This window comes from Exiguobacterium sp. OS-77 (genome assembly GCF_000414195.2).
In the GTDB taxonomy this organism is placed as follows: Bacteria; Bacillota; Bacilli; order Exiguobacteriales; family Exiguobacteriaceae; genus Exiguobacterium_A; species Exiguobacterium_A indicum.
In genome coordinates, this window is the sequence record NZ_DF239008.1 from 2,386,096 (window position 1) to 2,406,160 (window position 20,065).

Genomic DNA, 20,065 nt, shown 5'->3' on the forward strand with positions numbered 1-20,065 from the left:
CCGAGTGGTTGTAAGCGTTTTATGAAAACGTTTGCATCACCTTTACATTTTTATTATACAATCTAAAATCCTTTTGACAAGTCCTTTTATTCAATTATTTTCTTACATTTCAAAAACTTTTTATTTTTGATTTCATTATTTGAATCAAATGCTAGATAGAATAAGTGCATAAAAAGAAAACGTTTTCATTTTTATTGTTTGCACAACATGATGCAAACGATTGCATCATACTCTCGACTTTTATCAGGAATCCTTGATTTCACGGGATTGGAATTGACTTTAAGAAAGCGCTTTACTATTCTTAGGTCGAAGACATAATCAATATGATGCAAGCGATTGCGTTAAGGAGTGACTGCCATGTTCAAAGAAGCTGTGTTTCACCGTGCGATGTCTCCGTTCGTCTATAAATATGATGAGCGAACAATCCACATCCGTTTACAAACGAAAAAAAATGACGTTGATCGCGTCGATTTGATATGGGGCGATCCATACGATTGGCATACTGAAAATCCGGATGCTGCCGATTGGAACTTCGATCCCTCAAAATCAAACTACTGGAATACATTTGAAACACCGATGAAGCGAAGTGGATCAGATGAGTTATACGATTATTGGTTCATCGATGTCGTACCTCCCTTCCGTCGTCTACGATATGGTTTCCGTCTCCATGACGGTTCAACGAGTCATGTATTCACGGAACGTGGATGGTTCGACGAAAAACCGCTCGATGATACTGGCTACTATTTCTGCGTTCCTTTTCTTAATGCAGTCGACGTATTCACTGCACCAGATTGGGTCCAGGATACGGTTTGGTATCAAATCTTCCCAGATCGCTTCGCAAATGGCGATACGACGAATGATCCAGCTGGTACACTCCCATGGAATAGTACAGCACCGACGACGACGAATCTTTTCGGTGGAGATTTCCAAGGGGTCATCGATCACATCGATTATCTCGTTGAACTTGGTATCACTGGTATTTACTTCTGCCCTATCTTCTTGGCGAAATCGAATCATAAATATGACACAATCGATTACTTAGAAATTGATCCACAGTTCGGTACGAAAGAGAAATTCAAGGAAATGGTCGATTTGTTACACGCACATGACATTCGTATCATGCTAGATGCCGTTTTCAATCATGCCGGCTTCCACCACAAAGCATTCGCTGATATTCGTGAACATGGTAGTCGTTCCACCTATAAAGAATGGTTCCATCTGCGCGATTTCCCACTCGTGACCGAGCCGCTACCGAACTACGATACGTTTGCTTTTGTACCTGAAATGCCGAAATTCAACACCGAGAATGATGAAGTAAAGTCTTACTTGCTCCATGTCGCCCGCTACTGGGTCGAAGAATTCGGAATCGATGGCTGGCGACTCGACGTCGCCAACGAGGTCGATCACGCATTTTGGCGTGATTTCCGTCAAGTCGTCAAGGAAGTCAACCCTGACACGTATATCCTTGGTGAAATTTGGCATGACTCACAGGAATGGTTGCTCGGTGACCAGTTTGACGCCGTCATGAACTATCCATTTACGAATGCCGCTTTGAACTTCTTTGCCTTAGATAAGACTAAAGCAAGCTCGTATGCGAACGATATGTCGCATGTGTTGTTCTCAAACACGATGAATGTCAATGAAGTGACCTTCAATCTAATCGGATCACACGATACACCGCGTGCGTTAACGCGTGCTGGCAATAACAAACAGAAGCTTCGTCTTCTCTTGTTATCAATGTTGACGTTCTCGGGTAGTCCCGTCATCTATTATGGTGATGAAATCGGTCTCGATGGCGATCAAGATCCAGGCTGCCGAAAATGTATGCCATGGGATCCAGAGGAGCAGGATCGGGAGTTATTCGCCTATACGCGACACTTGTTACAGCTTCGAAAGCAACATAAGACACTTGCGAACAAAGGACATATCTCTTTCGTTCATGCGAATGATGAGACGAATACAATCATCATGCGTCGCATGAGCCCGGAAGGATTGTATTATATCTACTTCAACAATTCAGATGTTCCTGTTTCATTGACCGCTCCACAAGCTGGTCGAGGGCTTGATTTATTAACGAACACGCACCAACAGACACTTGATGTTTCTCTCCCTGCGTATTCTGGAACGATCGTTCAAGTCTTATAACCATCTAAAAGCCTGTACACTCACCTTCTAAAAAAGAAGTTTTGTGTACAGGCTTTTTTCTGTATCCGTTCTCCAGGAGAGAAACGAGTTAATGAATGCTATCGAATTAGGGTATAGGGTACAGAAAGGAGGACATCCTCCATGGAAATTTTCTTTTACGCCGGTCTCATCCTCATCGGCTTATTTACGATCAGTTATTTGAGTGAACGATTCCATGTTCCGAGTATTCTGGCCTTCATCTTGATAGGAATCGTCCTTGGATTTTATTATGACCCTCCCGAAGAGCTGAAACTCGGAGGAGAAGCGGGCATCATCGTCCTGTTCTTTTTACTCGGTCTAAAATTTTCAGTGGCGGACTTGCTGATTCAGCTCCGTTCCATTTGGAAAGCAGGAGTCATCGATATTCTACTTTCGTTTGGTGGGACTATCCTGTTGACCCTATCGTTTGGCTTTTCAGTCGCCGAATCGTTTTTGATTGGCTGTGTCTTATATGCGACGAGTTCTTCGATTTCTGCTCGGCTGCTCGATCGGGAACCGGATAAACATCAGGATGTGAATCGCTTCGTGCTGTCCTTACTCGTCTTCGAAGATTTGATGGCACCAATCCTACTGACGACGGCCCCGTTCGTTTTAGGGACTGAGACGTTCTCGGTAGCAAAAATTAGTATCATCTTTCTCGGATTTGGCTTCTTCTTCATTGCTTTAATCATCATGACGTTATTCATCCGAAGACGGAAACGTCTCGTCGATTCACTCTACCGTCATCCTGATGCCGGCATCGGAATCATCGGGTTAATCTTGTTATTTTCCGGTATCGGTATCTTATTCGGATTGTCAGAAGTACTTGGCGCCTTCATCATCGGTATTCTGTTAACCGAACTGGATGAGACGCGTTATCTTAGACGACTAGTCACTCCGTTCCAAGACTTATTATTACCATTGTTCTTTATCATGTTCGGAATGTCATTCGAGTTGACTGACGGATTACCGATTGATCTATTTTTCTTCGCTCTTGTCATTTGGGGAGTCGTCTCTAAATTCTTAGTCGGTTACCTCGGCGGAAGGTCCTTTGGTTTATCGAATTATCATGCGATCGAATCTGGCTTTTGTCTGGGTCCACGTGGTGAATTTTCGATACTTTTCATCACGCTCGCTAGTGGTGCATTCGTGACGTTGACCGGGATATACATTTTTGTTTCTGCTTTTCTTGGAATTCTACTATTCCGTATCTCTACAGGATTGACGAACCGTACACATGCGACCGCACGAAAAATCAAAAAGAAATTGAATTAAAAAGACGTCGGCGCATCGTGCGTTTCCGACGTCTTTCTTCTATAAAGTATGCTTGATTCATCGTCCGACAAAAACAGGACGTTTTTTTTCGATGAAGGATTCAACAGCATGGCGATGGTCTTCCGTTTTTCCAGCACGTGACTGATAGATGATTTCTTGAGCAAGCATTTCCTCCAGGTTATTTTCATAACTCGCTGCTTGCAGCTGCTTGATGTACCCGATCACTTTTGTCGGACGATCTGCCAGCTGACGAGCAAACGCTGTGACCTCTTCTACAAATTTCTCTGATTCGATACTTCGTGTTGCTAGGTTGAGCGAAACGGCTTCTTCTGCTGAAATCGTGTCACCGAGTAACGCAAGCTCCGTTGCTTTTGCCGCACCGATTAGCCGGGGTAAGAAATACGGCGCTCCTGCATCCGGGACAAGACCGATATTGATGAATCCGAGCGACAATTTCGCTTCAGCGTGGACGAGCCGGAAATCGCAGGCAAGCGTCAATGACAAACCGGCACCTGCCGCTACACCATTGATGGCAGCGATCGTCGGTTTTTTCGATTTAGCGAGTGCCCGAACGACAGGATGATAATACTGTTGTAGATATTCACCGTGATCGAGCTCAGGCGAGACGGTTTTCAAATCTTGTCCTGCACAAAAACCACGTCCTTCACCAGTCAAGACGATGACACGTACTTCCTCATCCTGATTCGCTTCTTCTAGAGCGTCTGCCAACTCTTCTAGTAAATTCGACGTTAATGCATTCAGTTGTTTGGGTCGAGCTAGCGTTAGCGTTGCGATTTGATCCTTGACGACATAATGCATTTCTCGTTTCATCGGATTCCCCTACCTTTAAAAAATGAATGATTGTTCATTATGATGTATTCGTGATATTTTATGAAAATCCTTTTAAATCTCTTTTTTTTCGATGAAAGACAAAAAACCCTCTTTCATTATGAAAATCGAAGGCGTATAGTTTCAAAAAGATAAAGAAACACTATTCGTTTTATGAAACAAAGGGGATTTATTTATGAAAACAGTCAAGCAACCAAGCTTATTCCACATTACGTGGCCATTATTCATTGAGATTGCATTGCATATGAGCCTCGGGATCATTGCAACGTTGATTTTAAGTTATTACTCAGATAGCGCTGCTGCGGCAGTCGGTGTATCCAATCAAATTTTGAATATCTTCATTATTCTCTTTAACATCACCTCGGTCGGTGCAACGATCATCATTGGTCAGTACCTAGGTGCAAGAAAGACGCAAAACGCTCGTCAAACGGCTCGTTCTGCTTTTGCGATTAACTTGTATACCGGTCTAATCGTTTCTCTGACCGTCGTGTTGTTCGGAAGACAACTCCTTGGATTTTTCTCGTTAGAAGGAGAGACGCTCGTCTATGGCGAAACGTTCATTAAGATCGTTGGTCTATTCCTTTTCTTAGAAGCCATCTCATTGACACTGGGTGCGATTCTCCGGAGTCATGGATTCACTAAAAATGCTATGTACGTCACGCTACTGATGAATTTCGTTAGTGCTTTTGGTAACGTCATCGCTGTTCTTGGACTCTTCGGCATTCCCGTTCTCGGTGTTGCTGGTGTCGCTTGGTCGATCGTCATCGCCCGGACAATCGCTGTCCTGGTCTTGTTCTTTGTCGTTTACCGCAAACTTTCTTTACGTTTTACAGTAAAAGACTTGATTCATTTCAATCGTGAGGATGTGAAACGAATCATGAACATCGGAATCCCATCTGCTGGTGAAGGGATCTCGTATCAATTCTCACAACTCATCATCACAGGATTCATCGCAACAATTGGTGAAGCAGCGTTGTCTGCTCGCGTCTATGTATCGAATATCACAATGCTTTGTTTCTTATTCACACTTGCGATCGCGCAAGGAACGCAATTACTCGTCGCACGCCAAGTTGGTGCGCAACAATTTGAACAAGCATATGGACGGGCTGTGAAAACATTGAAGATTGCCGTTTTCGCAAGCTTCATCTCAGCTGTTGCACTTGCTTCATTCGGTTCATCGATTCTATCAGCATTCACATCGAGTCCTGAAATCATTGCAATCGGTATCCCACTACTTTGGGCAAGTGTCATTCTTGAACCAGGTCGCGCAATGAACATCGTACTGATGGGAACTCTTAAATCGGCAGGAGATGTTCGTTTCCCTGTCGCCATCGGTATTCTATCGATGTGGGGAATCGCGGTCGTCCTCAGTTATACACTTGGTCTTGGTTTCGGTCTTGGTTTACTTGGAATCTGGATTGCCTTCTCTGCTGACGAATGGTTCCGTGGCATTTTCGCCATGAAACGTTGGCACGGACGGAAATGGGTCCAATACTCACTCGTCAAAGGAGAAACACATGAGCAAAACGAACGTCGAGAGGCTTCTGAAGCAGTCTAAGATTGACTTTGAATCCCTCACTTATCCTGTTGATCTTGATGATTTATCTGCTGAAGCCGTCGCTAGAAAGATTAATTACCCCCTTTCGACCATTTTTAAAACCCTTGTTTTGAAAATGGTCGAAAATAAATATGTCTTCGTCGTCATTTCGGGGGAAGAAGAACTCTCTCTAAAGGCAGCGGCTAAAGCATTGCATTCGAAAAAAGTCGCGCTTGTTCCGATGAAGGAGTTAGAAGGCCTGACTGGCTATATTCGAGGCGGTGTCTCTGCAATCGGTGCTAAGAAGAATTTTCAGGTTCTCTTATCGGATCGTGCTATCCATGAACCATTCATCATCATATCCGCTGGAAAACGTGGACATCAAGTTCGGTTGAATCCTCATGATTTTTTATCTTTCACTCAGGGGATTCTCTTTACGAACGGCTGAATTCCATCTCCTAATTATGGTATGATGAGTAGTATCGATGAAGTGGCAGGAGGAATCATTTTGTGGAAAGATCGTGTTCGTAATTCAATACCCAACCTATTTACGTTCGGAAATCTGTATTGTGGTTTTTTAGCCATCGTCATGGCAGCAAAAGGTGATTTTCAAAATGCCACCTTACTAATCGTCATCGCGATGATGCTTGATAGTCTGGATGGACGTCTTGCTCGGATGCTTGGTGTAGCAGGCGACTTCGGAAAAGAACTGGACTCATTAGCAGATATCGTGACATTCGGTGTCGCACCTGCAATGATGGCCTACTATACGTATTTCTATGAATTCGGAGAAGTTGGTTTACTAATCTCTGCTCTGTTCCCGTTGTTTGGCGCATTTCGTCTTGCTCGTTTTAATTTATCGGCAACGAATGTGGCATCTGCTTATTTTTCAGGTGTACCGATTACAGCGGCAGGTGGTATTTTGGCCGTCGTCACGTTGTTTAGCGGACGAATGAACGACTTGATGGTCCCACTCGTCTTTACAGGTCTTGCCTTCTTGATGGTCAGTCGTGTCAAGATTCCAAGTTTTAAAGACATTCCCGTTCCGCGCCATACGTTCGTCATCACCTTTACGTTGCTGTACGTGACGTATGTCATGATTGCGCGTAGCAATGAGTGGTCGACGTTTTGGTTCGTTGCTGTTCCGTTGTATATCGCGTTTCTCCTTTTCTCGTTCATCAAAAAGAAGAAGCAAAAACAACATTCAAACGGATGATGATAGGAAGTGGTTCGGTTTCTCTTGCGAGAAGCCGGACCACTTTTTTTATAAGACCGCTTCTCCCTCGCTCGTTTTCAAGATATATGGGTATACTTATGACAGAAGCTATTTTGGAAATGGAGGAATGTCACGCATGGAGCAGTTTCATAAACGTCTTTGGATTTTCTTTTCGATTTGGTTCACCATCGGCTTGATCTTAGTCGGTTTTTCGTTACTTCCCCCTTGGCTCGAGTGGGCCAATGCCGTCTTTTTATTCGCTTCCGGCTTATACGCAGCTCTCTATTTTTGGCATGTCTTACCGAAGGGGCGTCTTGTCATCCCCTTTATCTTCTTTGGTTCGATCATCATTGAGTCGATTGGGGTCCATACCGGTTGGCCGTTCGGAACATATCGTTACGAGTCGGATTTCGGTGTCCAATTATTAGGTGTACCGATTACGATCGGGGCTGCATGGCTATCGGTCATGGGGGCGAGTCTCGCTTTCTCCCGTTTGTTCTCGTTTCGCTATAGTACATTGATTCTCGTTCCATTGTTTGCCGTCTGGCTCGATTTAGCGATCGATCCTGTTGCTGCTAACGTGAAATCGTATTGGCTTTGGCAAGACGGTGGCTGGTATTACGATATTCCGACACAGAATTTCTTCGGGTGGTATGGAACGGCGCTCGTCTTTTCCTTTTTCATCAATCGATATCAAGTCAAGGCGACGGATGCCGCACTCGAACAAAACAATCAGTATCTCTTTTTGATGTTGCACACTTTATTCGGTGTAACAGCAGGAGTTGCTGGTCTCTATGGCGTCACTTTGGTCAGTTTAAGTGCATTCATCGTCTATTTCATTGTGAAACGAGGGGTTATCGTTGAAAGAAGCAAACAAAAGCAAATTAGCTGAATCCGTATTTCATACGTATGTCGATCATGCTTTGATCCGACGTCATTTCCACCGTGTCTTATATCGAGCAGACGATTTACCTGTCCCGGGTCTCATGCTTGCTACACACAGTTCTTGGTGGGACGGTATGATTCTTTTTCATTTGGATCAGACCTGTTTCCATCACGACCCCTATGTCATGATTGATCAAGCAGGGCTTGCTCGTTTCCCGTTTTTCTCCCGTCTCGGAGCTTTCTCTGTTGACCGGACATCATTCGCTGATATCAAGACAAGCCTTCATTATGCAAAAGAACGACTTCAAAATGGCAGCAGCGTCTGGATGTTTCCTCAAGGCGAAGAACGTCATCAAGAGGACCGTCCGCTTCGCTTAGCAAGTGGTGCCACACATTTGACGCGTCATACGGATCACGTGTCTCTCGTCGCCTTTTATTATTCATATGGTCATGAACAGCAACCGGACGTCTATATCCGGACGCGTCGCTTTCATCCATTACCTGACGAACGGTCAAGTGCTCAGGCAAAACGACTGACAGCAGAACTAACTGATTTATACGACGACATTCGAGCAGATGCAATTGCGGAACGTGTTGATTTGTATCGCTGTATCTCTACCCGAAGGGAACCACTTCCTGCACGAACGGAGCGCTGGTTACGGGCACTTCGGTCATGAGTTGGTTCTTTCTCTTCTTCGCTCTAGCTGTCTGTCTCTATACATGGATCAATTTAGCTTTTCTACCACGATTAACGGATCCCGTTCAACCAGATAGTCTAGCAATCTGTATCCCGTTACGGAATGAGGAGCGTAATGTACGAAAATTATTAGACGCATTAGAACCTGCTCTGACACCAGGGATGCACGTTTACTTATATGAAGACCGCTCGACCGATCGGACGCGTGAGTTATTGCTCGATCGGATTGGTCAAGACGATCGTTTTACAGTGATTGATGGTCTTCCCTTACCAGCAGGCTGGGCAGGAAAGGTTCATGCATGTCATCAACTCGCGAAACGAACGACAGAGGACTATCTGTTATTTCTCGATGCTGATGTGACACTGACACCTGATGCGATTTGTCGCTTATACGGAACGTTACGAACAGAACGAGCCGTTTTCCTTTCCGGTTTCCCGTCCTTTCCTGTACCGACGTTTCTCGGAAAGTGTTTGATTCCAATGCAACATGTTCTTATCGCGCAACATCTTCCGATTCCGTTTCGCAAAGTGAAGCATCCAGCGTTTGCTGCAGCCAACGGCATGGTCGTTCTCGTCGAACGACACGCGTATGACCAAGTCGGTGGACATGAAAGCATCCAATCGGCTCTCGTTGACGATTTAGAACTTTGTCGTACGTTTAAACGACACGGGTTCACGACGACGCTCGTCGAAGTCGCCCCAGCAGTCTCTTGTGATATGTACGCCACGAACGAAGAAGTCTGGCAAGGTTTTCTAAAGAATGTCTTTCGTGGGATGAACGATTCTTATATCGTCGGATCATACTTTCTACTCTTTTACTTGGTTCAAGCAAGTGTCCTACCTTATCTCATCCTCCACCCATCCTGGCAGATGGGTTTCGCACTGATTCTTCTTTATTTAGCACGATTTCAAATCGATCGTGCGGCACGAATCCGACATGTTTGGTGGCTCCATCCACTGGCGGTATTCCTTTATGTCATCTTGCTAGCAAGTGCGATGATTCGAAGCTTTAGGAAACGGGAAATCACATGGAAGGGTAGGACCTATTCATAAGGAGGAATCAGTAGCATGAAACATATAGCTGTCATCGGAGCCGGTCTTGGTGGACTCAGCGCTGCTATCTCATTAGCAGCAAAAGGATTTCGCGTCACGGTCATCGAGCGCAATACACATATCGGTGGCAAAATGATGCCAATCGTCACAGAAGGACATCGCTTCGATTTTGGTCCGAACACGATCACGATGCCGGAAGTTTTTCAGTCTGTCATTCTTGAATCCGGTGCGGATCCCGATGAGTACTTTACATTCACGAAACTTGAGCGTCATACGGTCAATCACTTTTCCGACGGAAGAACATTAACATTCTCGTCTGGACGCGAAGCGATGCGGACAGAAGTAGATCGTTTCACGAACGGTCAGTTGGCGAAGAACGATATTACGGGTTACCAAGAAGAAGTGGCGAAGTTGCATACGATCGCAAAACAACAATTCTTTACGAATATTGATTCGTATATCCGCCCCTCCCTCTGGCGAGACATGTTGAAAGTGCATCCCTTTCAAAACCTTCATGGGTTGCATAAGCACTACTTTAAGGATAAAGGGTTAATTCAGGCACTCGATCGTTATGCGACGTATATCGGGAGTAGTCCGTATCAAACACCCGCTACCTTCAGTTTAATCGCTCATTTAGAACTAAATGACGGTGTCTACTTCACAAATGGCGGTAATACAGCAATCGCAGAAGGGTTCGCCCGACGTGCAAAAGAACTAGGTGTCGTCTTCCGTCTTGGCGATGAAGTGACACAGATCGAAGTCGTCGATGGACAAGCAACGGAAATTGAATTGAATCACTTGGAATATCTACCGGTTGACTTCGTCGTCATGAACGGTGATTTGTTGACACAATATCCACGTCTGATCTCAGAAACGGCACGACCTGATTTTAAAAATCCGACACCTGCTCAAGTCGAACCGTCGATTTCTGCCTATGTTCGATGTATCGGTCTCTCACGTCGGATCGAAGGGCTGGCTCATCATAACGTCTTCTTCTCTTCGGATTACGAAGCTGAGTTCAAGGCACTCTTTGATGAAAAACGTTACGCTGAGGAGCCGACGATCTATATCTCGAATTCTTCCGTCACAGCACCAGAAATGGGACAAGCGGGTGATAACTTATTCGTGCTCGTCAATGCACCTGCAACGGATACTGGACATGCGATTGATTTTGATACGTATGATCAACTGATCAATCAACGATTGCAGTCCTTTGGGATTGATATTTCGTCCGATGTCGTCTTCGAGCAACGGGTCACGCCACAGGATATCGAACAAACCTTCTTTGCCTATCACGGCTCATTGTATGGCTTGTCATCCAATGGCATCCGGTCGTCTTTCCTCCGTCCGAGCAACCGTTCAAAGAATGTTCACAATTTGTTTTTTGCCGGTGGATCAACGCATCCTGGTGGTGGTAGTCCAATGGTGACGCTTTCAGGAAAACTAGCAAGTGAACGAATCGTCTCTGCTGTCGCCGCTACCCTGTGAACGTTATGTGAATTGCATATCAATCACTTGTACGGACAACTAAGATTTGATACGATTACTTCGAGTTCAAGAGGTAGTGATTGACCCCACATCCTCAATCAAGCGCAAGGTGACTTCCCCGAGTCAAGAGCGTTGAAGAACTTACTTTTTCTAACCAGCGAAATCAAATGGGACCCACCCATTTCATCACGTGACTCATCGTGTGTCCATTCGCATGACTTACGACGTTCCCCCTTAGATCGTCTCATCCGTTTGGTCCACAGATAGCTCGATAAAGAAAAGACCATCCCCGTGGTCGAAACAGACCTATCTCGTAGTCCAGATGTTCGCTCTGGTGTAGAAGTAATCTGAGACTCCCCGGTCTCAGACCATAGAAAAAAGACCTTGGTCCCCGCCAAGGTCTTTTTTCTATGGTCATGTATTAAATCGTAGCAAGTAACTTCATTTTTTGCCAACGGCTGACGTATGCCCGTTTTGTAAAGACGTCATAGTGATTATCCCGCGCTGCATCGAGTATACCACGGTACAGGAAGGCAGCAGCCTTAAGAGCACGCCGACTCTCTCGTGGATACCGTTCAAACGATGGAATCGCCGCGTCATACAGATGCTCTGCTCGAAGTGCAACCTCTTCCCAGAGACCGATGAAGTCTCCTGAAGGACGACCAGCGAGTAACGACTCCGCTGTGACACCGTATGTCTCCATCCATGAATGAGGCAAGTAGATACGGCCGCGTTTTGCATCTTCACCAACATCTCGTAAAATATTCGTTAATTGCATCGCGATTCCAAGATCGATAGCAGACTTACGGAGATCAGGCTGTTGCGGTGCAAGGATGGGCAACAGCATCAAACCGACCGTACTCGCTACGTAGTAGCTGTATTGCTCTGTCTCTTCAAGCGTCTGATAACGATTTTTCTCGATATCCCAACGCATCCCTTCCGCGAGCTCAAGGAATGGTGTCTCATCCATTTCATAACGTCCAAATACGTCTGCCAACGCAATCCATAACGGTTTATCTAATACTTCGCCATCACGGAATCGTTTGAATTCATTCAAGAAAGCTAGTAAACTCTCTTTCGGCGTATCCGACTCATCGACGGTATCATCGAGGAACCGGCAAAATGTATAGATGGCATAAACAGCTTGTCGATCTGCTTTTGGTAAGAGTGAAAAGGCTTTATAGAACGTCTTAGATCCGGACTGAATGACTTCCTCACATTTGATATACGCGTTCTGGATCGTCACTGAATTCATGTTTCCACCCCATCTCTTGTTCCATTCGGTTTACGAGTATCGTTGCGCCCATCATGACGACTGGTACTCCTCCACACGGATGCACCGATGCACCGACGGCATATAATCGATCGATATCCGGATACGGTTTTGCCTGTGTCTTTAAGGCAGCCGATTGGCGAATCGTCGGCGCAATCCCAAAACTACCTCCCTGATATAATCCAAAGGCCTGTGCATCATTCGGTGTACGAATCTTCATTTCTTGTATCTTTTCCCGGAATCCCGGATGATGATGCTCGATTTTTTCAAGTACAGTCTCAATGAAGTCTACTTCTTCATAATCTTCTACACCATAGCCTCGCGGAGAAGGAATTAATGAGTAGACGACACTATCGTCTGTTCCTGTTAAGCTACGGTCAATCCGACTCGGATGGAACAGATAGACTGCCGGATGTTCTGGTAATCGTCCTTTTTTAAAGATATTCGTCATGAGCGGTTCCAAGTCGTTTGGCATCAAAAAGCGATGCACCGGTAAATCGACTTTCCCTTTCATCTTGAAATACAGCAGTAGCGTACCGCCTGAAGGCGTATAGGTCTTAGGTTGTTTACCTTCTACAAGACGTTCCATCAATGGAAACTCTCCGTTTAATACGATTTGATCGAATGCTTCCTGTGTGCCATCTTGTAAGACGATTTCCTTCGCCTGTCCTTGGTCGATGACGATTCGTTCAACGGGTGCTTCGAAGACGAATCGGACACCACGTTCGACTAATGTGTCGTACATGCGTTCAGCAAGCGAGAAATAGCCACCTTTTACATACCAGACACCTTCTGCTTGTTCCCGGTACGGAATCAAACCGTAAATCGATGGTGTTGTATAAGGGTTTCCGCCGATATAAAATGTCGGAAAACTGTATGCCATGCGCAAATATTTACTCTTGAAGTATCGCTTCAAATGGTCATGTGCAGTCTCTAGAGCATGCATCTGTAATAATGGACGCATCATGTCTGGGTGCAACAACTCCGTCTTCCGACGATAACCACGTTCTAAAAATTTCGATACACTCGTCTCATAATCCTTTTCTTTTTGATGCATGAATTCATAAAATCCACGACCTTCACCGAATTGACGTTCGATCGCGATCGCTTGATCCACGACATCGGCTACTTTCGTAACGACCGTACCATCGTCGAAGTGAAGGTCATACAATGGATCGACCCGTTCAAGTTCTACTCCCGTAACTCCGGCTTCTGCCAACTGCTCTTTTAACTTGCCTGGCATCAGAACGATCGTCGGACCTTCATCGATGCGGCCACCCGATTCAAAATCGACGGATCGTAATCGACCACCGACATGCGCTTCTTTTTCAAAAATCGTAATCTCGACTCCAGGATGTCTTGCTGTCAGCAAAAGCGCTGCATGCAGTGTACCGACACCGGCTCCTACGAATCCTATCTTCATGTCCGCACCCCTTCTTTTTTGAGCACGAGTTCTGCCGTAATACGCGCGGATTCGAAAATCGTCGGTAATCCGCTACCCGGATGTGTGCCACCTCCGACGAGATACAGATGATCGAGCTCTTCAAATTGATTATGCGGTCGGAAATACATCATCTGTGTCAACTGATGACCGAGATTGAATGTCGCGCCTTGATGAATCCCCATCGCTTCCCAGTCGTCTGGCGTGAACATCTCTTCGACTTCGATTGCCGCTTCAATCCCTTGATATGGTGAACGCGTTTCAAGAGCGTCCAGAACACGGCGACGTAGCTTCGGTCCTTCGATCGACCAATCAAGTTCCGAGTAATTGTTCGGTACCGGCACTAGGACATACATAGCAGACTTGCCTTCAGGTGCTAGCGTTGAATCAATCACGGATGGATTTTGGACATAGAATGAAAAGTCATCCGACAATTCTAAAGTCTGCGTCATCTCGCGAACGTTTTTCTCATAATCCTCTGCAAAGTAAATCGTATGGTGTGGTGCATCGAACGTCCGGTTGACACCAAGGTATAACATGAACGTCGAACACGAGAATTTTTTGCGGTCAATTTTTGGTCGGGACCATTTTTTCAAAACCCCTTCCGGCACCAGATGATTCATCGCATGTGCGAAATCGGCGCCGATGATGACTTCATCGAATAACTCATGTTGACCTGACTCGAGGATGACTCCTTCGACAGCTTTTCCGTTTAAAATCAATTGTTCGACGCCCGCACCCAACTGTACGGTTCCGCCTAGCTCCTCAATCGCACGTTGCATTGCAAGCGGTACTTGATGCATCCCACCAATCGGATGGTGGACACCGTAAGCATGTTCCATGTAAGACAAGATCGAAAAACCACCCGGACATTCCCAAGCTGACATGCCTAAGTATTTCGCTTGGAATGTAAAAGAATACTTCAATTCTTCGCTCGTGAAGTAGTCGGATAAAACATCATAAAGCGATCGTCCGAGCGATAGGCGCGGAAGTGCCGTTAAGACACGCGGTGATAAGTAATCCGTCAGCCGATCGTGACGTGTCTGTAAGATTGGCATGAGTTTTCCAAGCTTAAGTGCTTGCTCTGCCATGAATCGATCGTACCCTTCCCCGTTTCCAGGAAATTGCCGTTCGATTGCCTCTTTCATCCGGTCCCGATCCGTCGTCATCGTAAACTCCTCTGTTCCTCCTTTGAAATAGAGTGTATACATCGGATCAAGTGCCTTTAAATCTAAATAATCTTCTAACCGAAGACCGGCTTCGTGAAAAACGTTTTCTAAAATATGCGGCATATTAAGGAATGTTGGTCCTCGATCGAACGTATAGTCACCTAGCTTGACGGCAGAAGTTCGTCCACCGACTTGCGTTTGTTTTTCGTAAACGGTGACGTCTACTCCTTTTCCTGCTAATAACAAGGCACATGCAAGTCCCCCAGGTCCTGCTCCAATCACTGCTACGCGTCGCTTCACCCAAATCTCTCCTTTTTATCTCTCATCGTTTCAACTATTATACTAAGCACATAGTAAAAGCAACAAATTTAAACTGTCTTCCAACTGTAAAAACGCCAGACTTCGCTTAGGAAGTGGCGTTTGCAGTGACGATATACCAGGCACCTTCTTTTAAGAATGGTGTGATCGAAATGTTTTCAAACCCAGCTTTCGTTAGATCTTCTTTCAATTCTTCCTTACTTGGTAATGGATACAGATTCTCATGCAACGTCATGAAGGCATTGAATGCTGCTGAGAAAGGTGCACCATGTGAACTGTCACGTAATGGTGTGACGAGAATGACTGTTCCATCATCCTTAACGAAACGACGAACTCCTTTTAATAGTGCAAGGCGTTCCGGTTGCGGGAAGTAATACAAAATATTATTCATCATGACACCGTCATATGTCTCTTTCACATCAAACGTTTTAATGTCTCCAACGACAAAATCAATCTCTCCGCTCGTATCTCGTCGTTTTGCTTCTGCGATGACGGATTCTTCAATATCGATTCCGGCAAGTCGTAAGTCCGGCAATGCCTCATGGATTTTACGGAGATACCCACCATAAGCACAACCAATATCAAGTAGTGAGGTCAGATTACGACTCCGAATGATATGGCGTACTGCTGGGAAAGCAACAGTCTCAACGAGAGCTGAAGTTTCAGCTACGATGTCTCCATGTTCCTCTCCATTAAAAGTCTTTTGTTGACCCTCTTCTAAAAATTGAGGATAAGAGAATAGTGCTGGCAAGTGCAACTCCATCATTTCCGATAACATGAATCCGATACTCCGATCGTCTGATTGAGAGAGTTCCGGAAGAACATGGCGAGTCGCTGTATAGCGTAAATCTTTTTTCTTCAAGTGACCGACTGCAACGCCGACTTCGAACCAGCGGGATAACGCTTCCTGTGTCAGCGGACGCTGCATCCGTAGCTGTGCCTCTGCTTGTGTTGCTCCTGTTTGAAGAGCATCGAATAATCCATATTTATAACCGATATACCCATGCCAAAGTGGTAACACCGGTTCTGCGCGTTTCATCCATTTTCGTGCTCGGAAAACTTTCGTCCATTCCTTCAACTGTGCCACAAGCGTTCCCCTCTCTACTGTTTAATACATCCCTTTTCCCAAATAACAACCACTTGTAAACAAAAATTACTAACGAACATGACAAAAAGAGTCCTTTTCAACCTATGAGGTCGAAAAGGACTCTTTGATCCCGCATGAACTTAGAAGAATTTCATACCGTATGGGAGTGAATAGCCTAGGAATACTGTCACAAGGACGAGCACGATGAATCCGATGACGAAACCGGAATAAGCTTTTCCTTTTTTAAGTCGAACAAGTGTCAACTCTCCGAAGATGAGCGACAATAAGCCAAGTGTAATCTTCGCATGGTAGAGTGGGTCTGGATTTTCAGACATCCCCATAATTTTGATGTACAGATAAAGACCTGTCGCGAACGTCAATAAGAGCAACAGACGGAACGCCATATGAATCCCTTTTGCAGCTTTTTTGTTGTTCTTGTACATCGAAAAAGCGACGAAGAACGTAACCAATAAAAGTACCCAAAGTAAGACGTGTGTGTGAACGAATGCTGTGATTGGCATTTCATTTCCTCCTTTCTTTTCCTATTTCATCGTATCTGATTTCAGGACGAACACCTAGTGTTATTTTGTTGATATATGGTTTTTTCAGGAGATTGTCACATGTGTAGACTGGACAAGTGGGAATTTGACGGTAAAAAGACTACCTTCCTTCACGACTGACTCGACATGAATTTCTCCACCATGACCCGTGACGATTTCCTTACAGATAGCTAGTCCTAGACCAGTCCCACCAATTTTTCGACTATCCGAGTTATCGACGCGATAGAACTTTTCGAATAGACGACTCAGCGATTGTTCTGGAATCCCGATTCCCTCATCTCGAACTTGAAGAATGACTTGATCAAGTGATGTCGTGAGTACGACATCGATCGCACCACCAGATGGTGAATATTTCACCGCATTATTCAATAAATTATTGAGCAACTGTCTGATTTTTTCTTCGTCTGCTTCAATGACAGGCAACTGATTTCCCTCGTGACGGAACGTAATCCGATGAGCCTGTGTCGAAGCCGCATAAAATTGTGTCGTTTCTTCAGCAATCGTATAGATGTTCACGGATGCTTTTTTATACGATTGTGTGCCCGACTCCATGCGCTGGACATCTAAGAAATCATTGACGAGATTCGCAAGACGTTCCGTTTCGGAATGGATCGTCCGCAAATATCGATCTTGGCGCGACTCTTCGATGTCTCGGTTGAGCATGAGTTCTGTAAATCCGTAAATCGAAGAGAGTGGCGTCCGAAGTTCATGAGAGACAGTTGAAACGAGTTCTGATTTCAAACGATCCATTTCAGTCTCTTTCGTCACATCACGCATGACGAGCATCGTTCCTTTATGTACGTGATGGATGTGGATCACCTCGACATAAAATTGAATGAATACCGTTTCGTTTCGAATCGAGAACTGTAAACTATCAGTCGGTAATTCTCCACGCAGAACTGCATCAACATAACGGCTAAAGACTTCTGGTTCGTCGACGACGGATCGAATGACTTCTAAGCACGTTTGCAATGTCTCCTGTTCAGTCTGGACATCGTAACGCAACTCCGGGAATAAATCGTATAATGGTCGATTGACGAAGACCTCTTCTTTACCCGGTTCAAGATAGATGACGGCCTCTCGAATCGAATCGAGAATCCGCTCCGTCTTCGTTTTCTCTTTCGTCATCTCGTCAAACAGCCGCATCCGTAAAAGCGATAGCGATAATTGGCGGGAGAAGGACATGACATCACGCATCTGTTCGTTCGTAAACTGATCGCGGTAACGGACAAGGTAGATGTACGCAATGATGTCATCTGCAGTGGGGTCGAGAATCGGTACAGCTGTTTCGTACATATAGTACGGATATGGCAATGGATGATTGCTTGCGACTTGTTTAGAAGAATGAACAGGTGACTTTAGTGACTCAGCTCGTTTTAAGAGAGACGCATCGTTTTGAAGCAGCTGTTCTGCCAATTCATCCGTCATTCCATACGTAACGACAGAATAACTATCTTCTTCATCAACAAATACTAATGCACCAATCTCAGAATCCGTGATCGTGACGAGCTTCTCGATGATTTCCGGATAAGCAGTCAACGACTCACGCGCCGCGAGCGTTTCTGTCAAATCATTCCGATACTGCAGATGTTGCTCATTCCGCATCGTCAGCTCTAATGCTTCTTCGAGTTCTTCTTGCTGTGCTTGTAATTCTTCCTGCTGTGCTTGCAATTCTTCCTGTTGCGCTTGTAATTCTTCATTTTTCGCTAATAAATGCTGCTTGTTCTCGGAAATCGAACTTGCCATCTGATTGAAGGATAACGCCAGAATTCCGATTTCATCTTTACGATTCGGTACTTTGACGCTCGAAACATCTTCACCGTTCGCAAGCCGTTGACTGTTCTTGACGAGAGATAATAATTCCATCGTGATGCGGCGGATAAACGGATAAATAAAGAAAATCAAGACGGCAAGTAAGACGACGATATTCGCTAACCAAATCAGCTGTGTCGTCCGGATTTCCCGTTCCAGTTGGTCACTCGTCCGTTGTGCCCAATCCTCTAAAAATTCACGATAACCGCCGAGTGCTAGCTCGCTCTTATTGATTTCCGAGAGTACATCAATGTTTCCTTGAGCATCTAATTGAATCTTACCTTCAGCTAATAATCGCTGACCAAGTGGCAGTTCAGCAAGTGTTGTTCCTTTTAAGAAGGATTCCGTGACATCTCCAGATTCTTTCGCTTCGACATACGATTGAATAAGCGGCAAAATCGCATCGAAATAATAACCATACAATTCTCTCGAGGACTGGGCGAATGCCTTTCCTTGATCATAAATCGCATTTTTTTCGAACCATTCTGTTTGTTGATCAATCTTATCTTGTTGAGCCATGACTTGATTGTATAGATCACCATTCCCCATCAAGGCATAACCGCGCATGTTGAACTGGACATCCTGCCACTCTTCCCATAAAGCACCCGCACGTGCACTCCGGTCACGGATATCTTCTAATTTCGCCCGAGTCGCCTGCAGTTTCGTATCGGTGTAGTTGTAGACGATCAATGATGAAATCATCAATGTAGCTAATACGACATAAAAGGAGGCCATGAGTTGACGTCCGATTTTTCGATTAATCCACTTGGTGATCACTCAGTATTCCTCCCACGACATCAATCAGTTCTAACGGACTAAAGGGCTTCGAGAAAAAGTAATTCGCTCCGATTTCTTCTGCTCGTTCGCGGTCTGATTGTTGACTTTTAGCCGTCAACATCATGATTTTTAAGTGTTGCTTATCTGGATGTTGTCGGACTTTTTCGATGACTTCAATCCCTGTCATTCCAGGCATCATGTAATCGAGTAAAACGAGATCATACTCAGCGTTCATGATTTTTTGATACGCTTCGTCACCGTCCGTCGCTTCGTCAATCGTATATCCTTCATCTTCTAGTGTATCGAGTACTAACATGCGTAAGACATCTTCGTCTTCTGCTAATAAAATACGCGCCATCTATTAAAACCTCCCAAAATTATCCATCATCAAAGTGACATATCTTCTTTATTTTACACAGTTCCTTCACAATAAGAAACGGAAATCACTTCAGAAACTGATTTTAC

General features: G+C 45.0%; 17 protein-coding genes. 9 read left to right on the forward strand and 8 right to left on the reverse strand.

Annotated features, from left to right (window positions below; translation table 11 throughout):
* Positions 1-357 precede the first annotated feature (357 nt).
* Positions 358-2,145, forward strand: coding sequence for a glycoside hydrolase family 13 protein (locus EXG77_RS12285; RefSeq protein ID WP_035398434.1), 1,788 nt, complete (start codon positions 358-360; stop codon positions 2,143-2,145).
* 141 nt (positions 2,146-2,286) lie between these two features.
* Positions 2,287-3,438, forward strand: coding sequence for a cation:proton antiporter (locus EXG77_RS12290; protein WP_023467405.1), 1,152 nt, complete (start codon positions 2,287-2,289; stop codon positions 3,436-3,438).
* Positions 3,439-3,495: 57 nt separating this feature from the next.
* On the opposite strand, the gene EXG77_RS12295 is transcribed toward EXG77_RS12290, so the two are convergent.
* The gene (locus EXG77_RS12295; RefSeq protein WP_035398437.1) at positions 3,496-4,269 is read right to left on the reverse strand and encodes an enoyl-CoA hydratase/isomerase family protein; all 774 of its coding nucleotides are present in this window, start codon (positions 4,267-4,269) and stop codon (positions 3,496-3,498) included.
* A gap of 193 nt (positions 4,270-4,462) precedes the next feature.
* On the opposite strand from EXG77_RS12295, the gene EXG77_RS12300 reads away from it, so the two are divergent.
* From EXG77_RS12300 to EXG77_RS12330, 7 genes are all read left to right on the forward strand, one after another.
* The gene (locus EXG77_RS12300) at positions 4,463-5,845 is read left to right on the forward strand and encodes an MATE family efflux transporter (protein ID WP_035398439.1); all 1,383 of its coding nucleotides are present in this window, start codon (positions 4,463-4,465) and stop codon (positions 5,843-5,845) included.
* Complete coding sequence (locus EXG77_RS12305) at positions 5,805-6,272, forward strand: aminoacyl-tRNA deacylase (RefSeq protein WP_035398441.1); 468 nt, start codon at positions 5,805-5,807, stop codon at positions 6,270-6,272. The genes EXG77_RS12300 and EXG77_RS12305 overlap by 41 nt, the downstream gene beginning before the upstream one ends.
* Positions 6,273-6,293: 21 nt before the next feature.
* Positions 6,294-7,040 (forward strand): CDP-diacylglycerol--serine O-phosphatidyltransferase, encoded by a 747-nt coding sequence (gene pssA, locus EXG77_RS12310; protein ID WP_174316042.1) that lies wholly within the window; start codon positions 6,294-6,296, stop codon positions 7,038-7,040.
* Positions 7,041-7,176: 136 nt separating this feature from the next.
* Positions 7,177-7,932 carry a carotenoid biosynthesis protein gene (locus EXG77_RS12315; RefSeq protein WP_023467400.1) on the forward strand — a complete coding sequence of 252 codons (756 nt, stop codon included), beginning with the start codon at positions 7,177-7,179 and terminating at the stop codon, positions 7,930-7,932.
* Positions 7,901-8,602, forward strand: a complete 702-nt coding sequence (locus EXG77_RS12320; RefSeq protein WP_023467399.1) for a lysophospholipid acyltransferase family protein — start codon at positions 7,901-7,903, stop codon at positions 8,600-8,602. Before EXG77_RS12315 ends, EXG77_RS12320 begins: the two co-directional genes overlap by 32 nt.
* Positions 8,599-9,675, forward strand: coding sequence for a glycosyltransferase family 2 protein (locus EXG77_RS12325; protein ID WP_035398444.1), 1,077 nt, complete (start codon positions 8,599-8,601; stop codon positions 9,673-9,675). The genes EXG77_RS12320 and EXG77_RS12325 overlap by 4 nt, the downstream gene beginning before the upstream one ends.
* Before the next feature lie 15 nt (positions 9,676-9,690).
* Positions 9,691-11,163 (forward strand): NAD(P)/FAD-dependent oxidoreductase, encoded by a 1,473-nt coding sequence (locus tag EXG77_RS12330; RefSeq protein WP_035398446.1) that lies wholly within the window; start codon positions 9,691-9,693, stop codon positions 11,161-11,163.
* A 421-nt stretch (positions 11,164-11,584) separates the two neighbouring features.
* On the opposite strand, the gene EXG77_RS12335 is transcribed toward EXG77_RS12330, so the two are convergent.
* From EXG77_RS12335 to EXG77_RS12365, 7 genes are all read right to left on the reverse strand, one after another.
* On the reverse strand, positions 11,585-12,418 hold the full coding sequence (locus EXG77_RS12335; RefSeq protein WP_023467396.1) for a phytoene/squalene synthase family protein: 834 nt from the start codon (positions 12,416-12,418) through the stop codon (positions 11,585-11,587).
* Complete coding sequence (locus EXG77_RS12340) at positions 12,378-13,859, reverse strand: NAD(P)/FAD-dependent oxidoreductase (RefSeq protein ID WP_023467395.1); 1,482 nt, start codon at positions 13,857-13,859, stop codon at positions 12,378-12,380. Before EXG77_RS12340 ends, EXG77_RS12335 begins: the two co-directional genes overlap by 41 nt.
* Positions 13,856-15,346 (reverse strand): NAD(P)/FAD-dependent oxidoreductase, encoded by a 1,491-nt coding sequence (locus EXG77_RS12345; protein ID WP_035398449.1) that lies wholly within the window; start codon positions 15,344-15,346, stop codon positions 13,856-13,858. Before EXG77_RS12345 ends, EXG77_RS12340 begins: the two co-directional genes overlap by 4 nt.
* 106 nt (positions 15,347-15,452) lie before the next feature.
* Positions 15,453-16,403 carry a trans-aconitate 2-methyltransferase gene (locus EXG77_RS12350; RefSeq protein WP_217448943.1) on the reverse strand — a complete coding sequence of 317 codons (951 nt, stop codon included), beginning with the start codon at positions 16,401-16,403 and terminating at the stop codon, positions 15,453-15,455.
* Between the two features lie 188 nt (positions 16,404-16,591).
* Positions 16,592-16,972, reverse strand: a complete 381-nt coding sequence (locus EXG77_RS12355) for a DUF1516 family protein (protein WP_023467392.1) — start codon at positions 16,970-16,972, stop codon at positions 16,592-16,594.
* 84 nt (positions 16,973-17,056) lie between these two features.
* On the reverse strand, positions 17,057-19,600 hold the full coding sequence (locus EXG77_RS12360) for a HAMP domain-containing sensor histidine kinase (protein WP_035398451.1): 2,544 nt from the start codon (positions 19,598-19,600) through the stop codon (positions 17,057-17,059).
* Positions 19,581-19,958, reverse strand: coding sequence for a response regulator (locus EXG77_RS12365; RefSeq protein WP_023467390.1), 378 nt, complete (start codon positions 19,956-19,958; stop codon positions 19,581-19,583). Before EXG77_RS12365 ends, EXG77_RS12360 begins: the two co-directional genes overlap by 20 nt.
* Positions 19,959-20,065 lie beyond the last annotated feature (107 nt).